This window comes from Tautonia rosea (assembly GCF_012958305.1).
Lineage (GTDB): Bacteria > Planctomycetota > Planctomycetia > Isosphaerales > Isosphaeraceae > Tautonia > Tautonia rosea.
On record NZ_JABBYO010000009.1, the window covers coordinates 135,766 to 160,291 of the forward strand.

The 24,526-nt window shown below is 64.6% G+C and carries 16 protein-coding genes; 10 read left to right on the forward strand and 6 right to left on the reverse strand.

What is annotated here, in order from left to right; genetic code table 11:
- Nucleotides 1-48: 48 nt before the first annotated feature.
- Complete coding sequence (rfaE2, locus tag HG800_RS17140; RefSeq protein ID WP_206352322.1) at nt 49-1,491, reverse strand: D-glycero-beta-D-manno-heptose 1-phosphate adenylyltransferase; 1,443 nt, start codon at nt 1,489-1,491, stop codon at nt 49-51.
- A 140-nt stretch (nt 1,492-1,631) separates the two neighbouring features.
- The gene (gene rfaD / locus HG800_RS17145; protein ID WP_169977866.1) at nt 1,632-2,576 is read right to left on the reverse strand and encodes an ADP-glyceromanno-heptose 6-epimerase; all 945 of its coding nucleotides are present in this window, start codon (nt 2,574-2,576) and stop codon (nt 1,632-1,634) included.
- Between the two features lie 622 nt (nt 2,577-3,198).
- Here rfaD and HG800_RS17150 point away from each other — a divergent pair.
- Nucleotides 3,199-4,560: a LamG-like jellyroll fold domain-containing protein gene (locus HG800_RS17150; protein WP_182830381.1), complete on the forward strand. Its 1,362-nt coding sequence runs from the start codon at nt 3,199-3,201 to the stop codon at nt 4,558-4,560.
- Nucleotides 4,561-4,609: 49 nt separating this feature from the next.
- Here the strand turns inward: HG800_RS17150 and proC are convergent, their stop codons facing one another.
- Complete coding sequence (proC, locus tag HG800_RS17155; RefSeq protein WP_169977868.1) at nt 4,610-5,437, reverse strand: pyrroline-5-carboxylate reductase; 828 nt, start codon at nt 5,435-5,437, stop codon at nt 4,610-4,612.
- A 203-nt stretch (nt 5,438-5,640) separates the two neighbouring features.
- On the opposite strand from proC, the gene HG800_RS17160 reads away from it, so the two are divergent.
- A complete protein-coding gene (locus HG800_RS17160) occupies nt 5,641-6,030 on the forward strand; it encodes a hypothetical protein (RefSeq protein ID WP_169977869.1) in 390 nt (129 codons plus the stop codon).
- Between the two features lie 449 nt (nt 6,031-6,479).
- Complete coding sequence (locus HG800_RS17165; RefSeq protein ID WP_169977870.1) at nt 6,480-11,003, forward strand: Ig-like domain-containing protein; 4,524 nt, start codon at nt 6,480-6,482, stop codon at nt 11,001-11,003.
- Nucleotides 11,004-11,154: 151 nt separating this feature from the next.
- On the opposite strand, the gene HG800_RS17170 is transcribed toward HG800_RS17165, so the two are convergent.
- A complete protein-coding gene (locus tag HG800_RS17170) occupies nt 11,155-11,484 on the reverse strand; it encodes a hypothetical protein (RefSeq protein WP_169977871.1) in 330 nt (109 codons plus the stop codon).
- Nucleotides 11,485-11,706: 222 nt separating this feature from the next.
- Between HG800_RS17170 and HG800_RS17175 the strand changes: the two genes are divergently transcribed.
- The 4 genes from HG800_RS17175 to HG800_RS17190 all read left to right on the forward strand — a co-directional run bounded on the left by HG800_RS17175 (nt 11,707) and on the right by HG800_RS17190 (nt 16,868).
- A complete protein-coding gene (locus tag HG800_RS17175; RefSeq protein ID WP_206352323.1) occupies nt 11,707-13,527 on the forward strand; it encodes an ABC1 kinase family protein in 1,821 nt (606 codons plus the stop codon).
- A gap of 166 nt (nt 13,528-13,693) precedes the next feature.
- A complete protein-coding gene (locus HG800_RS17180; RefSeq protein WP_169977872.1) occupies nt 13,694-14,998 on the forward strand; it encodes a serine/threonine-protein kinase in 1,305 nt (434 codons plus the stop codon).
- Nucleotides 14,999-15,187: 189 nt separating this feature from the next.
- The gene (locus HG800_RS17185; protein WP_169977873.1) at nt 15,188-16,357 is read left to right on the forward strand and encodes an SRPBCC family protein; all 1,170 of its coding nucleotides are present in this window, start codon (nt 15,188-15,190) and stop codon (nt 16,355-16,357) included.
- A gap of 202 nt (nt 16,358-16,559) precedes the next feature.
- Nucleotides 16,560-16,868: a hypothetical protein gene (locus HG800_RS17190; RefSeq protein WP_169977874.1), complete on the forward strand. Its 309-nt coding sequence runs from the start codon at nt 16,560-16,562 to the stop codon at nt 16,866-16,868.
- Between the two features lie 24 nt (nt 16,869-16,892).
- Here HG800_RS17190 and HG800_RS17195 read toward each other — a convergent pair whose 3' ends face one another.
- Both HG800_RS17195 and HG800_RS17200 read right to left on the reverse strand, forming a co-directional pair.
- On the reverse strand, nt 16,893-17,801 hold the full coding sequence (locus HG800_RS17195) for a TolB family protein (protein WP_169977976.1): 909 nt from the start codon (nt 17,799-17,801) through the stop codon (nt 16,893-16,895).
- 229 nt (nt 17,802-18,030) lie between these two features.
- The gene (locus tag HG800_RS17200; RefSeq protein WP_169977875.1) at nt 18,031-19,407 is read right to left on the reverse strand and encodes a DUF1501 domain-containing protein; all 1,377 of its coding nucleotides are present in this window, start codon (nt 19,405-19,407) and stop codon (nt 18,031-18,033) included.
- 418 nt (nt 19,408-19,825) lie between these two features.
- Between HG800_RS17200 and HG800_RS17205 the strand changes: the two genes are divergently transcribed.
- The 3 genes from HG800_RS17205 (at nt 19,826) to HG800_RS17215 (ending at nt 24,507) form a co-directional block, all read left to right on the forward strand.
- A complete protein-coding gene (locus HG800_RS17205) occupies nt 19,826-20,764 on the forward strand; it encodes a biopolymer transporter ExbD (protein ID WP_169977876.1) in 939 nt (312 codons plus the stop codon).
- Nucleotides 20,761-21,720, forward strand: coding sequence for a DUF6807 domain-containing protein (locus tag HG800_RS17210; protein WP_169977877.1), 960 nt, complete (start codon nt 20,761-20,763; stop codon nt 21,718-21,720). Before HG800_RS17205 ends, HG800_RS17210 begins: the two co-directional genes overlap by 4 nt.
- A 147-nt stretch (nt 21,721-21,867) precedes the next feature.
- Nucleotides 21,868-24,507: a DUF1592 domain-containing protein gene (locus HG800_RS17215; RefSeq protein ID WP_169977878.1), complete on the forward strand. Its 2,640-nt coding sequence runs from the start codon at nt 21,868-21,870 to the stop codon at nt 24,505-24,507.
- Nucleotides 24,508-24,526: the final 19 nt, after the last annotated feature.

The window sequence follows — 24,526 nt, forward strand, 5'->3', positions numbered from 1 at the left end:
CGCCCCGATGCCCCGATTCTGCCCCGATCGCCTTCGCCCGTCCACCCGTCAGCTCGCCGCGCGACGGCCCTCGACGGCCCGAGAGGCAGCGAGGATCGAGGTGGTGCTGAGGCCAGGGACAAGCGGGATGGTGACGACCCGACCGCCTCTCGCCCGAACGATCTCGGCGCCGACGATCCCATCGACGGCGTAATCGCCCCCTTTGACCAGCACATCGGGCTCAATCGCCCGGATGAGCCGTTCGGGGGTCGGCTCGTCAAAGACGACGACGCCATCAACACAGGCCAGCCCCGCGAGCAAGGCAGCCCGGTGGTTCTCGTGCACGACCGGCCGTTCCGGCCCCTTGAGTCCTCGCACCGAGGCATCGGAATTGAGACCGATAATGAGGGCGTCTCCCAAGCGTCGGGCCTGTTCCAGGCAGGTGAGATGCCCGGCGTGGAGGATGTCGAAGCAGCCGTTGGTGAAGACGATCGAACGACCGGCCCGCCGCTGGCTGCCAGCCCACCGCGCGGCGGCCTCGATCGACCGAACCTTTGGCGAGCAGCCGCGCAAGGCCCAGTCGAGCTCAGCCCCCTGGACGACGTAGCAACCCGGATGCCCGACCGCGATCCCCGCCGCCACGCTCGCGGCTCGACAGGCTTGATCAACCGGAAGGCCTCCACCGAGGCAGGCCGCCAGCACGGCTGCGACGGTATCGCCCGCTCCCGTCACATCGGCCACCTGGCGGACCTCGGCCGGGAAGTGGTGCAAGGCGTTGCCCGTGGCCAGGGTCATTCCGTCGGCCCCCCGGGTGATGAGCATGGCATCGAGGCCCAATGCATCGCGAAGCTCGGCACAGGCCTGGCCGACCGACTCGTCATCGTCGAGCGATCGGCCAACGGCGCGTCGAGCTTCGAGCAGGTTGGGGGTCAGCAAGGTCGCCCCGGAATAGACCCGAAAGTCCAGTTGCTTCGGGTCGACGATGCAGGGAATCGACCGGTCGCGGCAGGCCTTGATTGTCGCCCGGACGAGTTCCGGGGTAAGCGTTCCTTTGTCGTAGTCGGAGAGGACCACAACGTCTTGATCGGCCAGGAGTTCCGGCAATCGTTGGCGGAGGTCGTCTCCGGCGGCGCGGAAGTCGTCGCGCCCGCCGTCCTGATCGATTCGGAGCAACTGATGATGGCCGTGTGAGACGACCCTCGTCTTGCAGATCGTCCGGCTCCCGGGTCGTTCCACGAGGGCGCAATCGGCCACGCCGGCGTCGAACAGGGCGCGACGAAGGCGATCAACTTCGGGGTCCTCCCCGGCGGCACCGGCCAGGGTCGTCCGGCATCCAAGACCCGCCAGCGAGGCGGCGACGTTCCCCGCCCCTCCTGGTCGATACCACTCGTGAGTCAATCGGACAACGGGGACCGGCGCTTCGGGGGAGATGCGGTTGACGTCTCCCTCAAGATAGCGGTCCAGCATCACATCGCCGAGGACCAGGGCCCGCACGCTCGACCAGTCGATCACGGGCATCACTCCTTTGTCTGGTTCCGGGAGCCCCGGGAGGGGCTCGCCTCGGGAGGCATCCTGCCTCTCCGGCTCAATTCAATTGCAAGCAACCGATCGTCCTCGATCGAGCGCCCCATCTGGTGAGGCGAACACACCGCTCAGGAACAGGAGGCGGCCATGAGCTGCCGAATCCCCTCCTCCAGTGGCGTGAAGGCCGCATCATAACCGGCCGCTCGCAATTGTGTCAGATCAGCCTGGGTGAACGACTGGTACTTCCCCCGAAGTGAATCGGGGAAGGGAATGTACTCAATGCTCCCGCGCCCCAGTTCGTCGATTACGATCCGGGCAATGTCGTTGAAGCTCCGGCTTGCTCCCGTGCCGACGTTGAAGACGCCCACTCGAGGCGTCCCCTCGGCAAAGAACAGGTTGACCCGGGCCACGTCGCCGACGAAGACGAAATCGCGTCGCTGCTCGCCGGCCTCGTAGCCATCAGTCCCTTCAAAGAGCCGGGCGACCCCGTCCTTGGCCAGTTGCCGATGGAGCTGGTAGACCATCGAGGCCATCCGCCCCTTGAATCCTTCGCGGGGGCCGTAAACGTTGAAATACCGAAGCCCGACGACCGTCGAGGTCAGACGTGATCGCGCGGCGGCCACATAGCGGTCAAACAGGAGTTTCGAGTAGGCGTAGACGTTGAGCGGGTTTTCGCACTCGGGCGATTCGAGGCAGATGGTGCTGTTGCCGTAGACCGAGGCGCTGGACGCATACACGAGGGCCGCGTTCCGGTCGGTCGCCCAGTGGAGCAACTCCTTCGAGAAGGTGAAATTGTTGTCCATCATGTAGCGGCCGTCGGACTCGGTCGTATCGGCACAGGCTCCTTGATGAAGGATCGCTCGGACCTGACCGCCGAAGGGGGCATTCTTGCGAATCTGATCACGAAACTCGGCGATGTCCATGTAATCGGCGATCACCAGGTCGCTCAGGTTCCGGAACTTATCGCCGTACTGGAGTGTGTCGACGGCAAGGATGTCCGAAACGCCTCGCTGGTTCAGGGCGTGGACAATATTGCTGCCGATAAAGCCCGCCGCGCCCGTGACGATGTACATGGCAACTCAACTCAACGGAATCCTGGGGCCTTACCGGCCAGAGACGAGACAGACGCCATTGCGTGCCTCGACATGCCCATCCATTGGGGGCTCGCACACGAATCCACTCCTCCGAGCGCCGGAACCGTAGCAGATCCCTCCAGAAACTGTCAACGCCGCCTGTCCCGGACCAGCACCGGGGGCTCGAACTTCTCATTTTGTGTGACTGAGATCCGCAAACTTCACGATAGTTAAAGAATGTCGGACCTTTGCGCCGGGATCGGGAGCGACCGGTCGGTTCGTCCGCTGACAACGTCGTCAGCATGAAGGCCACGAACCACCCCCAGGCATGAGCCATCGCGTTGCCAATCGGCAACCACGAACCCTCTCGCCTCCGAGACGGACGGTTTGCGATCCTCCCGAGAGGCATCTGGAGACGACACCTGTGAGTCAACGTCGATTGTATTTTCTTCGACCAAAAAATATGGCACCGATTTCACTGCCACCGCCTCCTCCGCCGCCTCCGCCTCCGCCTCCGCCTCCGCCTCCGCCTCCGCCTCCGCCTCCGCCTCCGCCTCCGCCTCCGCCTCCGCCTCCGCCTCCGCCTCCGCCTCCTTTAACTCCTGAAACGGCTCCCGATCGCTTGCTCTGGCTCAACGCCGCTTCGGGCGTGAGCGCTCGGGGAGCTGCGCAGTTCAACGGGACCAATCAGTTGCTTTCTGCCGCGAGCAACGCGGCACTTCGGGCCGGCGGAACCGACTTTTTCATCGCAACCTGGGCCTGGATCGACACGATGGGGGTCCGGACCTTCGCGTGCAAGCAGCCCACGCCCGCCGATCGGGAATGGATCCTGGGCTACGATTCGACAGGCACGTTTGCCTCGAATCGCTTCTTTTTCCGTACTGCCGGGACCGGCACGGCAAACAGCGTCGTTTCCAATTCCTTCGGGGCCGCCGCAACAGGTCAATGGTACTTCGTGATCGCCTGGCGTGATTACGCGGCGGACAAGATCCGCTTGCGGATCAACGCCGCGGCGTCCGATGAGAACACCCCGACGAACTCGATCACCCCGACCGATGCCCCGCTGCTTCTGGGAGCCTCCCAGGCGTCATCCCCCCCGACCTACGACCGCTTGCACGCCGGACGGCTCGATCAGGTCATCTTCGGCAAGCCCGTGTCGATCAGCGCGGTCATCGCCAACCTTCACGCGACCTTGTACAACGGCGGCGCGGGGGTCTCCTATAGCCAGCTCACCGCCGCGCAGAAAGCGGACTGGGGCCTCGTGTCGTTCTGGGAGCTGGACGAACGCTCCGGAGAACGCCGAGACGCACACGGATCGAACCACTTGACACCCATAAACAACCCCGTCGCCGCTGACGGATCCATTTCCGGACCGGCCGACAACCTCGATCCGGTTCAATCCTGGGTGGATCAGATCGCCTCGATCCGAATGACTCAGGACACGGTCAGTCAGCGGCCGACCTGGCAATCGGCCGGCACTCTCGACTTCGATGGCATCGACGACCGCCTGAACCGGGCCGCGCCGATTGTCGGCAATCGGGAGAACTTCACCCTGCTCGGCAAGCTTCGGCTCAACGCCTTGCCGACGACGAATCCGGCCGTCGTCTTCACCGAGGCCGATGCCGTTGCCAGCATCGTCAATCGACTGGCGGTCACCCCGACCGGCCACGTCGTTGCCTCGTACCGACCAGCGGGAGGAACACTCGTCACCACCTCATCTTCCGTCACGATCACGCCGGGCGTGGATGTGGTGGTCGGGGTCCGGCGTCAGGGCACGGCCTTGCAGGTCTTTGTGGACGGAACTCCGTCCGGCGCAGCGGCCACGATCAACCCTGGAACCAGTCTCGACGGAGCCACCATGAGAATCGGGGGGCCGGTGGAATCGACCGGCCAGGCTCACTTTGGTGGTCGGATCGCCTCGCTCTTTGCCGTGGGCCAGGCGTTGTCCGACACCGACGTCGCAGGGCTTTCGAGCAACCTCTGATTGGAGGGTCACACCCTTCGAAACGCAGGGCCGGTGACGGCAATGGCGGTCATCGGCCCTCGGCCAGCTCGGCCGATCGCAAGGCGGCGGCCTGCACGGCGTCGATCAGGGCAGCGCGCAGGCCGCCGCGTTCCAGGGCATGAATCCCGGCAATGGTCGTACCTCCGGGACTGGTGACCTGATCTTTCAAGACCCCCGGATGCTGTCCGGTTTCCAGGACCATTCGGGCGGCTCCAAGCACCGTTTGGGCAGCCATCACGGTGGCGAGATCGCGGGGAAGTCCCACCCGCACACCGCCATCGGAAAGCGCTTCAATCATCGCGTACACAAACGCCGGCCCGCTGCCGCAAAGACCCGTCGCGGCGTCCATCAATCCTTCCGGAACGCGGCGAGCGATGCCAACCGACTCCAGCAGCCGAAGGACCAAGGTTTCATCTTCTCCCGAAACGCTCGGCCCCAAACAGTAGGCCGCCGTCCCTTCACCGACGAGGGCCGGGGTGTTCGGCATCACGCGGACAACGCGCGCTTCGGGGCCAAGTCCCGCCGAGAGTTGCGTCACCGAGATGCCCGCGGCCACCGAGATCACCAGCTTCCCTCGTCCTCCGCCGGCCAGTTCGTTCAGCGCGGCGGTCATCGCCTGAGGCTTGACGGCCAGCACCAGGACGTCGCTTCGATCGGCCACTTCGGCATTCGAACTGCACGCCGTCACCCCCTCGGCCGTCATCGCCTCGCGGGCCTCTCGCACCGGATCGCTGACGGCGATGGCCGACGGAGCAACAACGCCGGCCCGAATCATCCCGCGGATGAGGGCCGAGGCCATCTTGCCCGCGCCGAGAAATCCCCATCGCGTGTCGGCGGCGGAAGACGATCCGGACATGCTGGGTCGGTCCCTTCAAAATGAAGCCAGGCAATACCATCGCAGACGATCCAGAATCACCGACCAAGATCAACGTGCACTTCGGCCGGTTCGAGTGCCTATCCTACCATCGAGACCAACACAGCCGGGAGGGTTCCCGGCCCGTTCTGGCCGCAAGACACCACCACCCCCGTTCTGCCGAAGTAGAGAGTCCGAGAATCACCATGAGTCACGCAGACGCCACCACTCATCCAATCGAACCCAGCCGCAAGTCGATCACCGGCTGGCTTCTTCTGATCGGCTTCGCGCCGCTGGGGCTCTGGCTCCTTTGGGAAATTCAGCGCACCGTGGGTCTTGACTCCCCTCGGCTCTGGGAGCTGCTCCGGGAGGATCGCGTCTTTGCCTTTGCCATGCTCGATTTTTTCGGCACGGCAGCCTGGGCGGCGGTCGTCTTGCTGGAACGGGCCGATCCGAGGAGCTGGCGCACCTGGTTGTCACTGCTCATCTTCTGCGCGGTTCCAACGCTGGGAATCATCCTCTTTCTGCTCATCGGCCGGACCCGACCCATGGGCGTTTTCCAGCAAAAGCCCGAACGATCGGACCTGCAATCTTGAGGAATTGCCGACCGACCCGGGCACCGCGTGTTAAGCTCCGAATAAGGACCCATCAGGGCGTTTGACTCGCTCCCTGCAGGTCCTGGTTCTTGCACTCGCTCGGAGCCGGGATTTGCTCGGGTCGATCGTTTGAGATTGTTCCTGATCACTTGCTGCCTCGGCAGGTGTTCGGGTTCGTCGTCCGCGTGAGGGATTCGAATTCCAGAAATCAGGCAAGGGAGATGCGGTTTCGGGAGAGGTTGGGGCGGGTGGATTCAAACTCCCCCATGCGTTCGTTTGTTCGTTTGGAATGGACGCATTTGAAGACCTTTAGCCCCTGGACCTCGGAATCGGTTATTTCGCAGTCAAGAACTCGATCAGGAACAAGCCAGGGAGGCATACGGACTACCTGTCGCAACCAGGGATGATCGTTCGGGCGACGTAACCTTTGAGATTCGGCATTCTCAGTCATGAGCACGTCACGGAAGCGTCCCGTTCGCCCTGTGTGTGACACGTTGGAAATCCGGACCTTGCTGAGCGGCATCGCACCGATTGCCACCTGGATTGGCCAGGATGGTCATGACTTCGTCGGCCGCTCAACAACCCCCGGACCGAACGGTGTCCAGGATATTCGGATCGGACTGGACAATCTCCCGGCCGACCAAGCGGTCACTTCGGCCGAGGTCCGGGGTTACGGCGGAGGTATCTGGACCTACAACGGCTCTGGTGCCCACTGGGCCGCCGCCTTCGTCCGGGTCAACGACTCGCCCGAAGCCGCCCTTTTCTTCGAGCCGAATCGCGTCGAGGTCGGCCGACCCTTCAGCGTCCGGCTCTGGTTTGAGGACGGATCGACCACCTTGATCTCGTTCGCCGGGGGGATCGCCGATCCAACCTTCCGCATGCCCGAACTCACGGCGCGGCTTGCCTGGCTGGGTCAGGACGGCTCCGACCGCGTCGGCTCCGGGGCCTCAGTTGGTCCCGATGGTCGACAGGACGCGGTCATCACCATGACCAACCTGTCGCCGACGGTCGCCATCACAACGATCGACGTGAGAGGCCCCGGCAGCCTTGCCTGGCAGTCGGGGGCCAATCCCAAAGGTCTGCCCAACGCCGAGTTTGTTCGAAGTACGACCGATCCCACCCGCGGCTCCCTGTTCCTCCAGCCCGAGCAAGATCTCAATGGCCTCCCGCTGACCGTCACCATCGTTTATGCCGACAACACGATCGACCTCGTTGATCTGAACGCCGGGCCAACCAACCCGGCCCTCACCGTCGCTCCCGCGCGCACCGTGCCAATCCGATCCGATGCGATCGCCGCGCAGTGGCTCGGCCAGGCTAACGACCCGATCGCAGGCCCCGGAGCCGCCGCGGTGAGTCTGGCCGGATTGCCGAGCGATCGAACCGTCATCGGTGCCTCGCTCAGCGGCTCCGATCGAGGCGTGACCTGGGCATACTCGGCTACTTCCAACATCTCGGGCACTGCCCCGGTTGCGGTCGAACCGTCGTCTCGGCCGCTGACCTTCCGGCGCGATCCGAACGACCCGACCCGCGCTTCGATCGCCTTCGCGGCCCGATCCAAAGCCCAGGCGGGCGTGATGACCCTCCGTCTCCAGTACGACGACGGCACGTTCTCGATCGTTCGGATCAATCACGGGCCGATCGACGCGACCCTCAAGGCCCCTCGGCCGGAGGCTTCTCGCGTGGTCGCGCGACCGGGAGACAATTTGCAATCGCTCGTTGACGGGTTTGGCGCGGTCCACCTCTCAAAGGGTGTTTACGACCTGGATCGGCCCTTGATCCTCAACCGGGCCATCCAGATCACGGCAGATCCTGGTGCGACCCTCCGCTTCGCTCAACCGAGCAATGCCCCGGCCTGGTCCTCGGCGATCACCGTTCACCACGGCAACACAACGCTCGATGGCTTTGCCGTGCGATTCGCCGGTCCGGTGCGGTGGGACTGGTCGGTGCCGTACGATCCGGCAGTCATTCTCAGCACCGATGGTCGCGACAAGACCACGGGTACGGTCAAGGTCGGTCTCGTCCTCTCGAACCTCGACCTGGAAGGCCCACCGGCCTCGGCAATTGGCGGCAAACTCGAATACACGGCCTTGCTCGTGAATCTGACCTCGGCCGAGAACGGCCGGATTCTCGACAATCAGTTGCGTGGCGGATCGGTTCGGGTCTTCAACGGACCCTGGGAAATTGCCGGCAATACCTATCTCGGTGCGATGCCAGGAACCTGGACGCACGACGTCTTCGCCATGAGCTGGGCACACGATGTCACCGTCCGAGACAACGTGGCCTCTCCGCTTCCGGGTTCGGGCAAGACCTACCGCTTCCTGGTCATGACCCAGGACGGGTCGAACATTCGAGTCGAACGGAACCGAGTGGAGGGAATCGGCCCTCGGGACGACGATCCGCAGCCCCACCCAAACAACCCCGAAGTGATCCTGACCGAGGCCTATCACGTTCCCTTCGAAGGAATGCCGCTGGCCCTCTCGAACAACGGCCTGATTCTCCAGATTCCGCCTCCTCAGGGCCGTGCGATCCGGTCGGGAGATGTGGTCGCGGTCCTGTCCGGACCCGATGCCGGTCAGTGGCGTCGGATCGCTCATGTGATCGACCCGCAAACGCTGTTGCTTGATCGTCCCCTCTCGACCAATGCACCGCTCGGCGCGGTCTCGGTCTCGTCCGGGTTCGTCGATCTGGTTATCGCAGACAATACCGTCGATGTTCGAGGGGGTTCCGAGGCTTCGCCGCTTGTCCTCGCCGGAGCCCATTTTGGTGTTGAGGTCCGGGAGAACCACTTCCTTGGAGGCGCTCCTGTCCGGATCGAGTCCGCCGCGTCCGAGTCAACCGTGCACTGGGCCTGGACTCACACGCCTCAAAACGACGTTCGGTTCATTGGCAACACGATCGAAGAGAGCCAGGGAGGACTCGACGCCGGGATCGTCCGTTATCCTCAGGGAAAACGGAGCCAGGGGCGCACTTATGTCGATCTCCAGATCAAGGACAACCTGTTCGCCTGGTCCCCGGCCTATTTCTCTCAGTTCAACACCGCGACCCCGCCGACGGCCATGCTCCTCGGCGACCCTCGCTCCATCGACCCGTTCGAAATTCGGATGACCCTTAGCGGCAACGTCGTCAAGCTGCCCCCGACAATCACCAGCGGCGCGACGATCCGGGCCGACACAATGACCTTCAACGGCACGGCCGTCTCGACCCAGTACATCCCGCTGCCATCGCAACCGCTCAGCGCACCGAATGGCCTGCGACTGGTCGCCGACACCGGCATGAGCAACAGTGACCGTCTGACCTCCGACGCGCGCCTTGCGGTCGATCGGCCCGACTGGGCGGTTGGCTTTGAGTACCGTTGGGACGGACAGGGCTCATATCAGCCAATCCTGGACGCCAACAACTTCCTTCCCCGAAACCTGAGCGACGGAACGATCACGGTCTTCGTCCGGGCGATTGACGATTACGGGCGGACCAGCCCGGAAGCTCGGCTGACGTTTACGCTGGATACGACCCCGCCTTTGCCCATCACACCGAAAGTCGGCTCGGGACAAGATACGGGCGTTTCGAGTACCGACCGCGTGACCCGGATCGCCGCCCCGGTTTTGACGGCCGAGGGGGATCCAGGCGAGACGTTCGTTCTGCTGCGACTCGTCGGTGGAACGGAGACGGAGCTGCATCGGCGTGTCGGACCGGGACCGTTACTGGTTAGTACCCCCCTGCCCGACGGTGAACATCGGCTAGCCGTTCGTCGGATCGACAGCGCCGGCAATGCCTCGACCGGCGAACCATTGACGATCACGATCGACACCTCGCCACCCGCTCCGGTCGTCGTGAAGCTGGGCCCGGGCCAGGACACCGGGAGTTCCAGTTCCGACAATCTCACTCGCCTGAACCGACCGACCTTCCAGGCAGTGATTTCCGATCAGGACCGGCTCGTCTTGCTCCGCGATGGCCAGGCTGTCGATCAGATCATCGGCTCGGGGAGTCTGCGGACTGATGGTCCTCTGCCTGATGGGGCCTATTCCTTTGCCATCCGTCGAATCGATGCCGCCGGCAATGCCACCGACGGGCCTTCGGTCGTCGTGCGGATCGACACCACACCACCGGCTCCGGTCACGGGCCTCACCCATTTGGGAAGTGGGCGTTTCCAGTTCAATCGACTGGCCGACGCGGTTGATTACGTCTACCGCGTGGGGAACGGCCCGACGATTCCACTCGCCGGGGCGACCTCGTTTCGTGCCCGAGGCTTGCCGTTCGACCCGACCCCGGTTTCCGTCCGAGCCATCGACGCCGCCGGGAACCTGGGCCCCGAGGCGACTATCTCGGCCGCCTTCCCCGCTCCGACCGGAATCTGGCTCGGTCAACGCGTGGGGGTTGATCTCGTGGGGCGGTCGGTCAGTCACGTCGCTTCCGACGGCTTTCAGGATGTGGGGATCGCCCTGACCGGCCTACCGACCGATCGGTCGATCGTCTCGGCCGAGGTCCGAGGGTGGGGAGGGGGGATCTGGCAATCCAACATGACCAGCCCCATCTACTGGAAGGCGGCCCTGGTTCATGCTCCCGGCACCGATCGCGCCGAACTATACGTCCAGCCGTACATGGTGGAGGTCGGCCGGCCTTATTTTGTTCGCCTGAACTTCAGTGACGGGTCCACCATCGGCGTGAACCTTGCCGGTGGCCCAGTCGATCCGACCCTACGCACCTTCTCGACGGCCGGCATGGCTCCGACCGTCGGGGCGAACTCGCCGGGATCGCGGCCTTCGGCGACCTCCTGGCGCGATCGCATGACGGTGATCCAGGAGGCACAGCGTGAGCGGACTGCACAACGCCGCGCCGCCCAGCGTGCGCAGCTTGAGGCCCGGCAAGACGCCCTTCAGGCAACTCGCCCTGCAATCAGCCCTCAGGATCGGGCGACACCTGTTGCCGGGTTCAGGCTCCGACCGGGAGCGAGGATTGGACCCGATCCAAGGGATTAAGCCTTGCAAGGCCCGCAAGCCGGGGGCTGGAAATTCAAGAGCCCCCGAGCGAATCTCAAGGGGTCTGAAATTTGAATGGGTCTCGCAAACGAATCGAACGCGATGGCTCCGCGAAAGGCAGGAGCGATCGCGTTCCGATCGGGACGTTTTCTCATTCGTTCAGCAGGCGCTGAGTCACTTCTTGCTGGCAATGCTTGCACCACTTCCAGCGACCGGTTCCGACGGAATCATCGAGGTGTCGCTTGGCAATCCGAATGGTACGGAACCAGAGCAGGTCCGGATCATTCTGTCCCCGATCGACCTTGGGGCATCGTGCGAAGTGCAAGAGGTTGGTCGTCGCTCGAACGGCCCGACGAGGGGCATCGGGCTCAGGGACCGTACCGTGGAAGATAAAACCGGCGGCTTCCAGCCGAGCCTCGGACAGGTCATCTGCGTCTTCGATGACCCGGACGGGCGAATCGACGGATTGATCGACGGGCATGAGCTCTTCCCAGGGTTTCGGGCCGGGGTCGTCCTGACATCAAGGAGATGACCAGGACCTCCAGTGATCTCAGTCTACTCGGGAGGTGCCCCTTGCCACAACCCCGGGTCGACCGAGAGGACCGTTGGCCAGCATGAGTGAAGCCTCGGAAACTCCTCATTTCAACGAGGAACGCTTGAGCCCGCCGCTGGCACTCGGGTAGGCTAACATTTGATTGTGGCGATGGGCGACGGCTTGAAGCGCACGGTGCCAGGACGCTCCCGGCTCTCATTTCCCTTCGGCTTCCCCGCGACGTCGAGGGGGCCAGCCCAGTCACGACGAACCCGGTCCGGTTCGTGGCAGATCCGCGTTTCGACCCTCGATCTCTGCGATGAAGAGGCGCTTTGCCCGGTGCTTCGCGAAACCGTCGGCCACCTCCGCGACCTGCCGCGGTATCGGCAAATCCTCTCGACCCTGCTCCGTTATGGATATCAGGACGTCGTTTCAGCCATTCATCTTGAAGGGCTGGTCCGTCCCCTAGAGCAGATTGCATTGGGGGAGGAAAACATCCCTCCTGCCGACCGCGCCATGCGACTGCGAATGGTCTGTGAGGATCTCGGGCCGACCTTTGTCAAGCTTGGCCAGTTGCTCAGCACCCGGCCGGACCTGATGCCCGACTCGTACATTCAGGAGCTGAGCCTCCTGCGAGACGAGGTCCGCCCGTTCCCTTTTCCCGAAGCCGAGGCGATCATCCGGGAGGATCTCGGCCCTCCCGAGACGATCTTTGCCGCCATCGACCCGGTTCCGCTGGCCTCGGCCTCCATCTCGCAGGTGCATGCGGCCACCCTGCTCGACGGCCGCTCGGTGGTCCTCAAAATCCGGAGGCCGGGGATCGAGAAGGTGGTCCAGGCCGACCTGGACATCCTCCGCAACCTCGCCCATGTCGCCGAGCGCCGCGTTCCCTGGCTTGCCGCCGCCCGCCCCGTGGCCCTGGCCAAGGAGTTCGAGCGCAACCTCAAGCGAGAACTCGACCTGAACGCCGAACGCCGCACCATGCAGCGCTGCAAGTTGCAACTAGCGAACGAGCCTTATGCCTATGTGCCCGAGGTGATTGAAGCTCTCTCGACCGGACGCATCTTGACCATGGAGCGGATCGACGGCGTCGATGTGGACGACCTCGACGGCATCCGAGCCCTGGGGATCACTCCCGAGGAAGTCGCGGTGCGGGGAGGTGTCTTGCTGGCGAAGCAGATTTTCACCTATGGACTGTTTCATGCCGATCCGCACCCCGGCAATCTGCGCGTCTTGCCCGGTGGCATCGTCGTTCAGCTTGACTATGGGCTGTTCGGCCAGATGGACTTGCCCACCCGAGAACGGATCGCCGATCTCTTGCTCGGTCTCATGGCCCAGGACACCGACCGGGTCATGCGAGCGCTCGACGAACTGGAGATCAGCGGCGAGGGGGTCGATTACCGCTCGCTCCGCCGGGATCTCGGCGAAATGGTCCTGACGTACTCCGAGCTGACGCTCGACACCATCGACCTCTCAAAACTCCTCGGCGAGCTGGTGGCCCTGATTCGCAGCCACCACCTGCGGTTGCCTCCGGACCTGATGCTCCTGATCCGGTCGTTGATCACGATCGAGAGTGTCGGCCGACACCTCGACCCCCACTTCGACGTGGCCACGCACGCGAGGCCCTACGTCGCCGAGCTGACCCGTAAACGCTATAGCCCGTGGCGCATGCTCACCTCGGCCGCCCGCACGGCTGAGGACATTCAGCGCGTGGCAACCTTGCTGCCCGAGGTGCTCGGCCAGTCGCTTGAATCGATCCGCCGGGGCGAGCTTCGGGTGACGTTCGACCTGCATAAATTCGAGCAACTGGTCAAGCAACTGACCCGGACCGGCAACACCTTGGCCGCGGGCATCGTGATTGCCGGCCTGATCGTCGGGTCATCCCTGATCATCGATGCTGGGCCTCGAATGGTACCGCTCGGGGTGGCCGGCTACGCCATCGCCGTGATCCTCGGCGGCTGGCTGCTCTGGAACATGTTTCGCCATTCGTAACGACCATTGCGATTGGGAACGCATGCTCCGGTCGCCGTCGGCTGGCCCAGGCACCGAGCATGGCATAGGATAACCCGTTGGGCCTCCGACACCGTCTCCCCGGACCCCTGTCGGAGCCGCCCTCATCCCCCCCTTCTTGCTGCTCGATCCCACCGGGGAGCTCGCAATGCCCGTAACCGTCCGCTGCCCGAATCCGTCGTGCGAGCGGATCAACCGCTTTGACCCGTCGTTGGCCGGTCAGACTGTCCGCTGCCCCATCTGCGGCGCTCGATTCAGTCTGGCCGAAGCCCCTCCGATCGCCACTGCCGTCGGCCGACCCGGGTCGGCTGAGACGCAGGAGCTGACCACCCTGGTGAATGGAGCGGAGCAACGGGCTCGGCCCGATCGGGAAATGCCAAGGCAGGTCGGACGCTACGAGATTAAACGGGAAATCGGCTCTGGGGCTTTTGGCGCGGTCTATTGTGCGTATGATCCCCAGCTGGATCGAGACGTGGCGTTGAAGGTGCCTCATCCGGGGGTCCTGGAAGCCCCCTCGGCGGTCGAGCGGTTCCTTCGCGAAGCCCGAGCCGCCGGAAAGCTGCGCCACGGCCATATCGTGCCGGTCTTCGACGCCGGGCAAGACGACCAGGGGCACGATTACATCGCCTCGGCCTACGTCCCCGGATCGACGCTCGCGGAACTCCTGATCGACGGTCCCCTGCCCGCGCGACGCGCTGCCGAGATCATCGCCGATCTGGCCGAGGCGCTCGAACACGCCCACGACCTGGGAATCGTCCACCGTGACATCAAACCGTCGAACCTTCTGATCGACGCCTCCGGCCAGGTTCTGATCGCCGACTTCGGCCTCGCTCAGCATCGAGGACCAAGCCAAGCGACGATCACTGAGGTCGGCACGATCATGGGGACTCCCGGCTACATGGCCCCGGAGGTCGCCGCCGGTATCAATGGAGACGTTCCCCCGGCCAGCGATCAGTACAGCCTGGCCGTCGTCTTGTTCGAGCTGCTCTGCGGTCGTCGGCCGTTTCAAGGGCCGTCGCACGTGGTCATCTACCGGAAGCTCGAAGAACCGCCCCCGTCCCCCCGGCAATTCCACCCCGATCTCTCGCCCACGCTCGACGCCATTTGCCTTCGAGCCCTCTCCCGAAAGCCCGAAGACCGCTTCCCGACCATCGGCGAGTTTGCAATGGCCCTCCGCTCGTGGCTCGACTCTGGTGACGATCCGCCAAAGGCGACCGAGCCGAACCGCTGGTTTTCAGCCTCCAGCTCTTCTCGTCACGCTCCGGTCACTGCGTTCCAGGACCCGGAACCTCGGGATCCTCCTGCTCCATTGCCGAAACCGGAGCCCTCGCGACGGCGAACCCTGCCGACGCTCTCCCCCGCACTCTGGACCGCTCTGGTGACGCTGGGCATCTGGGGGTTGATCATCCTGGGGGTCGTCTTGATCATGCTGGCCCTTTCGGGGGATTCCTGACCCGATTGCGGCGGGCACCTCCCCGGCAATCGGTGTTCATCAGGCGGATTGACCCAAATTCAAAGAGCTTCGGCACAATCTCTGCAGGAAATCACCAACATTCGTCACCTGTGGATTTCGCAACCTCCCCGAGAACTGAAGGACGGCCCTCGATCGAGTACGACTTCTCGACTCGAGGCCGACAGACTCATGATGCGAGCACTTTCCCTGCTGGGGCTTGGTGCCGGCCTGATGTATTACTTTGACCCCGATCGAGGGCGTCGTCGCCGGGCGTTGGTCCGCGATCAGTTTGAGCACCAGCTCCACCAACTTGACACGCTCTCTCAAAAAGCCGGTCGAGACACCCGGAACCGAGCCCAGGGCCTGGTGGCCGAAGGCCGCGCTCTGTTGACCCGCGATGATGCTCCGGATCGTGTGATTGCCGAGCGCATTCGGTCGGCCATGGGCCGGGTCGTCTCGCGGCCGAGCGACATCGAGGTGTCCGTCCTGTCCGGCCGGGCGACCGTCAGCGGCCCGATCCTCCCCGATGAGGTCGAGCCCTTGCTGGAGACCGTGGCCTCGACCCGAGGCGTGATCGGGGTGATTGATCACCTGCAACCGCACTATGGATCGGACACCCTCTCGGCCCCGTTGCACGGCCGGGTTCGACGCCGAAGCAGTGCCCGGCCCGACCCGATCCCGACCCAGTGGGACCCCTCGACCCGACTGCTTGCCGGAGCCTCGGGCGGGGCCTTGCTCCTGGGCGGCCTGTCACGCGGTGGATTGCTCGGCCTGGCCAGCGGACTCGTCGGCGCGGGACTGATCAGCCGATCCCTCGCCGATCTCCCGCTTCAGACCTTGCTGGGTGCCGATGGCGGCAATCGCGCCTTTGAGTCAAACGACTCGATCACGATTCAGGCCCCGGTCGAGGACGTCTTCGCCTTCCTCACCAACTACGAAAACTATCCTCACATCCTGCCGAACGTCCGAGAGGTTCGGAAGCTGGGGCCACATCACTGGGGATGGACACTTGTCGGCCCCGGCGGACTGAGTTTCGAGGTCGAAGACGTGATCACTCGGTTCGAGCCAAACCAGGCCGTCGCGTGGCATAGCGCCGGTCAGTCAGAACTGCACTACGCCGGGGCTGCCCGGTACGTCGCGCAACCTGACGGCAGCACGACGATTCACGCGACCATGTCCTACAGCCCTCCCGGCGGTGCGCTCGGTCATGGCCTGGCCTGGCTGTCCGGGTATTCCCCGAAGCAGCAGCTTCAGCAGATCCTGCTGCGGACCAAGTCGTTCCTCGAAACCGGGAAGGTCCCGCACGACGCGAGCGACCCGACGCCCCCGCCGCACCATCGCGTTCGGGCTGAAGCCTGAGCCGTCCCGGCCAGGTTGCTCACCGAGACGACCGTCGTCCCTGCGACCGTCCAGGCCTTGAAGGGGCCCGGACGGTCGGCGGGACTTCGTGACAAGACCTCAGAGCCGTGACTATCATGAGGACGGCTTTCTCTAAAGGGCGCGGATCGACTCACTCCACCGACGCCCGGCTGCAACACCCCTCGAAGGTCCTTGCCCAGCGATGCCTCAGCCCCGTCTTGTCCCGATCGACCGTCCCGAGGTCGCCCCGCTGACCATCTCCCCCCGACTCCGCTCGCAACTGGTCTACTTCATGTCCGCGCCCGATGCGCCGGGCGTTCCGCCACTGGGGCCGAATGAATACTGGATCGCCCGCGAGGAGGTCGAGCGCGCCCTCGATGAAGGGGTGGTCCTGCTCGTTTCACCGCTCGACACCGAGAATTTCACCGAGGTCGAGATCAACGAGGACCAGGAATCGCTGCTCGAATGGCTCCGCCAGCACGAGGTCCAGCATTTCCGCATTGATTCCTGAGTCGACAAGACCAACCAGTCCTGTTCAACCCTCGCCGTCGTCAACGATGATTGAGACATCGACCGTATAAACATCCATGCCGCCGTCCCGATCGGAGACGAATGTCACCCCTCGGCCGTCCGGGGTCCAGGTCGGCATCGTCTCGCGGCCCGAATGCTGAGAAACGCGAAGGGGAGGGGCGTCGGGGTGGTCGAGATCGAGCACGTAGATGGCGAACCGGCGATCTCGGTTTGAGACGAACGCCACATGGCGGCCGTCGGGCGAAACGCTCGGATCATCGTCAAGTCCGGGGGAATCCGTCAGGCGCGTCAGGTCGGTACCGTCGGGCCGAATACTCGCCAGTTCCAGGTTCCCCCAACGGTCGGTGGCAAACACAATCCGATCGCCCCGAGGCGACCAGGCCGGGTGCGAATCAATTCCTGGGCTCTGGGTCAGCCGCACGAGGTCGGAATCGCTCAAGGCACTGGTGTAAATTTCCTGATTCCCTTCATGCGTTGAGCTGAACGCGAACCGCTCACCGTCAGGAGCCCACGTCGGCCATTCTTGATGGGAGAGGCGGCCTCCTCGGTCATCAACCACCACGGTCAATTCTCCGGTTTCCCGGTCAAGCAGCGCAAGATCGCAATTGCCCTGCGTGCCCGATCGCGGCACGATCGTCAGGAGCATCCGGCGGCCATTGGGCGCGAACACCCCTTGATATTCCGGGTCGGTCCGCTCGGTCAGGCGGCGAGGTGGTCCCGGCGGATTCATGGGCATGACGTACTGCCAGATGGCCGATCCGCCTTGATCGGCCCTCGCAAACGCCAGCTCTGTTCCGTCGGGCGACCAGATGGGCCGGATCACGTCGCGGCCGTCCTCGGTGTGTCGCGCGATCGTCTCCTCTGCCCCGAGCATTCCCGCCAGGGCGACCAGCAATCCGAGGCTCGCCAACATGCTCAACTGCGTCTCCCGTTCACGACCAAATCGTCCCGCTCATCAGCCCCCCACTTGCCGTTTGGCTGACATGCAAGCCGCCTTCCACCTCCCTCTCACCGTCCGCAGGGAGAGGGCGGGGCGAAATCTCAGGGCGTGACGTCTGGGCAGGGTGCCCTCTCTCCCGGCCTTGCGACCACCTGCTCCCCCGCGAGCGGGGGCGAGGATTGAAGCAGGCGGGCCGAAGGTATCACGTCAACCCCTGCACCGGAGTCCCCATCGGGGTCAGGCCAATGCTTGTCAACTCGGCGGAACCGATGCCAAGGAGGTCGAGGATCGTGGCCGACAGATCAGCCGGATGAACCGGATGCTCGCTCGGGATCTCGGCCCGGCGATCGGAGGCACCAATGACCGTCCCGCCCCGAATGCCTCCGCCGGCCAGCAGGGCCGAATAGCACGAGTTCCAGTGGTCGCGGCCCGCCTTGTCGTTGATCTTCGGCGTGCGGCCGAACTCGCCGACGGCGACGACCAAGGTTGTTTCAAGCAATCCACGCGCGTCCAGATCATCGAGCAAGGCCGACAGGGTGGTGTCGAACATCCAGCCGTGACGATCCTGCATGATGGCGAAATACCGGTCGTGCATGTCCCAGCCGCCGTCGCCGGCGTCTTCAGGGCCTTCGACGTGGGTGCTCCAGTTCACCTGCACGAACGGCAATCCCGCCTCCACCAGTCGTCGGGCAATCAGGCACGAGCGGCCGAAGCGGTGCGAGCCATAGGCCCGGCGAATGCGCTCAGGTTCGCGGTCGATCTCAAGGGCTTCAAGACTGTCTTTCGAGGCAATCAGTTGCCGGGCCAACGCGTAATGCTCGGCCATCGCGGCGGTCGATCGGGCGTCGGCACCGCTCGGCGCGACGCTCTCGAACAGGTCCCAGCGCGCGGCCATCCGATCGGCCGCCACCCCCTCGGGCAGGTGAACGTCGGGCAAAACTGGGCCGACACCGGGCTCGTAATCGACCCGGAACGGATCATACGCCGCGCCAAGGATACCGCCCCCCTCGCCCACCACCCGCTTGTGCCCTTGATGCAACGGGTTGCCCAGGATCACATACGGCGGCAATGCTCCCGGCCGTCGCTCGGCCAGTCGGGCGACGATCGCCCCGGTGCTCGGCTTCAACGCCCCGGCGGAGGTGGCGCCGCCCAGATTGATGGCCCCGGCGATGCTGCCAGTCAGGGCAATCGTCCCAGCGACGCCATGATCGTTCGACTCGTGATGCATCGACCGGATCAGGGCGAATTTGTCCGCCCGATCGGCCAGGCCAGGCAAGAGCTCTCCGATGCGAACCCCCGGAACTCGAGTCGCAATCGAATCGAACGGCCCCCGATATTCGAGCGGCGCGTCGGGCTTCGGGTCGAACGTGTCGAGGTGGCTCGGACCTCCCCAGAGCCAGAGGACGATCACCGCCTTCGCCTTTGCTTGCGATTCGGGGGGAGTCGGTCCGGCAAGGCTTCGCATCGCCAGCCAATCGCCCAGGGTCAGGCCCAGCGTGCCGAGCGATCCAATCCGCAACACCGCCCGTCGCGACGGTCCCCGACACGTCTGTCCCGAGGTCGCTCCGAGGTCGAGCATGGTGGTCCTCCGACCCTCTCACACTGTCGGCGGGCGGCCGGCACGTGCGCGCCGGCCGCCCCAGCCGACGAGGCTCCCGGCACGACCCGAGCGGGAGTCTCACATCATCGACCATACCCGGTTTCGATAGACCAGGCGATCCCTTCATTTCAGATTTTTTGAAATTTTTTTGAAAGCTGCGTCCTCACGCTCAATCCGGCTCATTGAGCGCTTACACCCTGATGCGTTGCAATCCCTCCTTGCGAGGAACTGGTGATCCCTGTATCCCGGAAAAAACCCGGGGTTGGGCGAGGCTCCGTGGCAGACCGTCCTGGTGTAGGTCTATCATGCTCGAAGGGCAAGGGAGTACTCGATCCGATCGTCGTGTCAGGCAGCTTGCGTTGCCAATCGCTCGCCCCCTGCCTCGGAGACGCTCGCCATGATCCGCCTCCCCGGCTCAATCGCCCTCCTCACACTGATTCCCTCAATTGGCCTGGCCGACGACTTCGACCGCCTCGAAGGCCGAACGCTTGCGGCGATTCCGAGCGCCACCGGGGCTGAGGCGCGCGACCATTTGACCCTCGTCGACCTCCTTGCTTTGCCCAACGTCCTGGACGGGGTCCGATCTCCCGTCGTCGTTGTTGTGACCGACCAGGGCAACCCGAGTCGCGTGGTCCTTTCACCCGGCTACTGGTCCCCGCCCCTCCCCGAAGGCTCCGACCCGGACGATCGTCCCGAGCCGGTTGCCATCCTCATCCTGGAACGCTTCGCCACCTTCGCGGCGGGAGGAGGAGCGGCCCCTGATCGCCTTGCCCAGGGTCAGAACGTCGTCTTGTTCGACGGCTTTCGGTTCGATCTCGACTCCGGCCAGGTCGTTCCCGAAGGACAGGGAGACGACCTCGCCATCGTCCAATCGGACGATGGAATGACGAGGCTCGACGCCGTCGGCGGAGCCTCGCTTTATGTGTTGAAGGAGCCTCCCGAGTTCGCAGAGCCTCCGCCGGGAGCCCCATCGCCCGGCCGGGCGATCGTACCCACCGACTATGCCGGACGCTTCCGGCTGCTTGCCGACGGCTCGCAGACCGGCACGCTCGACCTTGCGGTCAACGGCCGGGCTGTCTCCGGTCGGCTGCGGTCGGATCAGACGGGGACCTCGTACGAGGTGGTCGGCGAGGTCGAGCCCGGCACCGATCCCGCCGTCCGCTTCGCGATCCAGTTTCCCCGGTCCCGTCAGGAATACCACGCCCGCCTCTTCTCCGAGGGGAAAGCCGCGATGGCCGGCACGGTTCTGATCCTCGACCGCGAACGCCCCTTTTACGCCCTCCGGGCCGACACTCCCGAACCTGAAGCCAAACCCGAACCGGACGACCAGCCATGACCGGACGCATCGCCCCCCGATCCGACTTCGTCTTCCCAAGGTGCCAGGCGATCCCCCAGCTTGAGCGGGCCTCGCTCCGGATCGACGGTCGCGAGGTCGTCGGCTACGAGTTCGAGCCGGGCAAACCGCGCCCGTGCTTCGTCCCCGTGCTCGGGCCGTCGGGGAAGGAACTCACGCAGATCGGCCACCCGAACCCGGTCGGTCACGAGCATCACCGCTCGGTCTGGTTCGGCCACCAGTTCGTCGACGGGATCAACTTCTGGGGAGAAGTGCCCAATACCGACATCCAGGTACGGCACAAGCGGGTCCTTTGGTACGAAGACGGCCCCGAGTGGGCTGCCTTCGCCGCCGAGATCGACTGGTACGCCGACGGCAAGAATCGCCTCTCGCAGCTTCTCATCGCCGCCGTCGAGCCGAGCACCAAGTGGTTCGGATGCTACGCCCTCGACCTGCAATCGCGGTTCACCTCGCCCGACGGCCGTCCCGTCGAGCTGGGAAAGACGAACTTCGGCTTCCTTGGCGTCCGGCTAGCCAAATCGATTTCCGAGCAGTTCGGCGGGGGCCGATTGACCGGCTCCGAAGGCGGGATCGGCGAGGACGCGATCTTCGAGACCCGTAACCGCTGGGTCGATTATTCCGGACCGGTGGCTCCCGGCGTCTTCGAGGGGATCGCCTACTTGGACCATCCCGACAACCCGCGCCACCCGTCCCACTGGCACGTTCGCCGCGATGGCTGGATGGAAGCCGCCTTTTCCCATCCCGAAGCCTACGGCGTGGCGGCCGATCACCCGCTCGAACTCCGCTACCGGCTCTTCATCCATGGCGTCTCTCCCGACTTCGAATTCTTCCCCGACCTCGATCAGGCCTGGAAAGACTTTGCCGAAACCCCGCCGTATGTCTACATTCCCCGAGCCGAGAACGGCTTCCCGAGCATTCGGCGAGCGGCCCAGACCTGATCGGATTGCCCGCGACGCTCCGAGAATCCGATGAGAAAAGGGTGCGCCTTCTCCCCCGGTGGCGCTTTACACTGTGGGGTGGTCTGTCACGATCGGTCTAACGTTCGAACCCAAATGGTCCCGGTGAACGACGATCCAGCAAACACCATGCGAACCCTGGTGATGAGTCAGAACAGCATCCGAGCCGTCGACAAGTCTGTCCGTCGGGTGCTTCCTGCCCTGGTCCTGGCCTTCATGGCCGCGCCGGCACTCGCTCGGGGAGCGGCCGACGATCACTTCGACGAGGTGATCCGCCCAATCCTTGAAGACAACTGCTACACTTGCCACGCGTTCGGGGTCAACAAGGGGAACGTCGACCTTGAAGCCCTTGCTGACGCCGACGACTGGACCCAGCCCGACGCAAGAGCCACCTGGCTCGCTGTGCTGAAGAACGTCCAGGCCGAGATCATGCCCCCGTCCGACCATCCGCAGCCGTCGGATGAGGAACGGGAGCTCTTGCTCGACTGGATCACGTTCGACGCCTTCGCCCTCGACCCCGAACACCCCGACCCCGGCCGAGTCACGGTCCGTCGACTCAACCGGACCGAGTACCGCAACACGATCCGAGACCTGATGGGCGTCGACTTCAACACTGAGGCCGAGTTCCCGGCCGACGACACCGGCCACGGCTTCGACACCATCGCCGACGTGCTGACGATCTCCCCCCTCTTGATGGAACGCTACATCGCCGCGGCGCAGGACATCGTCGGCCGGGCCGTCCCGACCACCTCGGGCACCGTCCCCGAACGCTCGATCAGCGGCCGACGCTTCCGCCCCGTCGGTGAAGGGCGGTCGAATCGCCCCTCCTCCGGTCCTGAACGGCGGTTCGGCGGCTTTGTCCGGGTCGAAGGGCCGCTTTCCCTCTCGTACTACGAGCCGGCCGAGGTGGCGACGACGATTGAAGTCGAACACGACGGCACCTATCAGGTTGTCCTGAACCTTTCCGCGACTGAGCGCTATGTTGAGGACCAGTTTGACTCCAATCGCTGCCTGTTCGTGGTTTCGGTGGACGGCGAGGAGCAGCTCCGCCGCGAGTTCTCCCGGCAGTCGAGCCAGTCATACCGCTTCCCGATCGACCTGGATTGGACCGCCGGCAACCACGAGATGACCCTGACCGTCGAGCCGCTCACGCCCGAGGCTGAGCAGGTCCGATCGCTCACGCTTCGCATCGACTCGCTGACCGTACTCGGCCCGTTTGAGGACGAGCATCTCGTCCGACCGCCGAACTACGAGCGGTTCTTCCCCGGCACCGTGCCCGACGATCCCGAGGCACTTCGCCAGTACACCCGGGAGCTCCTGTCCCGCTTCGCCACCCGGGCCTTCCGCCGACCCGTGGGTGATGAGACCGCCGACCGCCTGACCGATCTGGCTCTGGTCATCGCTGCCGAGCCAGGGCGGACCTTCGAGGCCGGTGTCTCCCAGGCAATGGTGGCCGTGCTCGCCTCGCCTCGCTTCCTGTTCCGCGAGGAGGGGATCGAACCGGGCGATCCCGGGCCGCACCCCTTGATCGACGAGTACGCCCTGGCCTCTCGCCTCTCATACCTGCTCTGGTCGACCATGCCCGACGACGAGCTGTTCGCCCTGGCCGATCGCGGCGAGCTTCGCGCCAACCTCGGGGCACAGGTCGAGCGGATGCTGGCCGACGAGCGTTCGAACCAGTTCGTCCGCAACTTCGTCGGCCAGTGGCTCCAGGTCCGCAACATCGACTCGATTCCGGTCAACGCCTTCGCCGTCCTCTCCCGAGACGAGCCCCCTGACCCCGAGGCCGAGGCCCGCCGCGAGCGTTTCCGAGAACTGCGCCGCAAGCCCTTCGAGGAGTTGACCGACGCCGAGAAGGCCGAGCTGGACGAGGTCCGCGACCAGTTCCGCCGCGCCGGTGATCGCTTCCGACAGTTCGAGATGGACCGTGGTCTCCGCATTGCCATGCGTCGCGAAACAGAACTGCTGTTCGAGACGATCCTCCGCGAAGACCGCAGCCTCATCGAATTGCTCGACAGCGACTACACCTTCCTCAACGAACGACTCGCCCGGCAGTACGGCATCGAGGGGATCGAAGGGGACGAGATGCGCCGGGTCGACCTGCCACCCGACAGCCCCCGAGGCGGCATCCTGACCCAGGGAACCATCCTCGCCGTCACCTCGAACCCCGACCGCACCTCACCTGTCAAACGTGGCTTGTTCATTCTCGAAAACATCCTGGGCACCCCTCCTGCCCCGCCTCCGCCCAACATTCCCTCGCTGGAAGAAGCGGGCAAGGACCTCGGCGGACGGGTTCCCTCGGTCCGGGAGGCGATGGAACTGCACCGCAGCGACCCGCTCTGTAACTCCTGCCATAACCGCATGGACCCGCTCGGCCTGGCGCTGGAGAACTTCAACGCCCTGGGCATGTATCGCGAAGTCGAACGCACCGGCCCGATCGACTCGTCCGGCGTCCTGATCACCGGTGAGCCGTTCCAGTCCGTCCAGGAACTGAAGCGCATCCTCGCCGAAGACCGCCGCCAGGACTTCTACCGCTGCCTGGTCGAGAAGATGCTCACCTATGCCCTTGGGCGAGGTCTTGAGTATCATGACGTTCAGACCATTGATGCCCTCGTCAATCGTCTCAACGCGAACGACGGGAGAGCCTCGGAGTTGATCCTCGGCATCATCGAATCGGCCCCCTTCCAGCGCCGACGCGGCCCGGCGGGCCAGACGACCGCCAATGCCACCACCTCCGATCCGGACGACCGGATCCTCGGAACCGACTGAGTCGAGTCAATCCATCGAA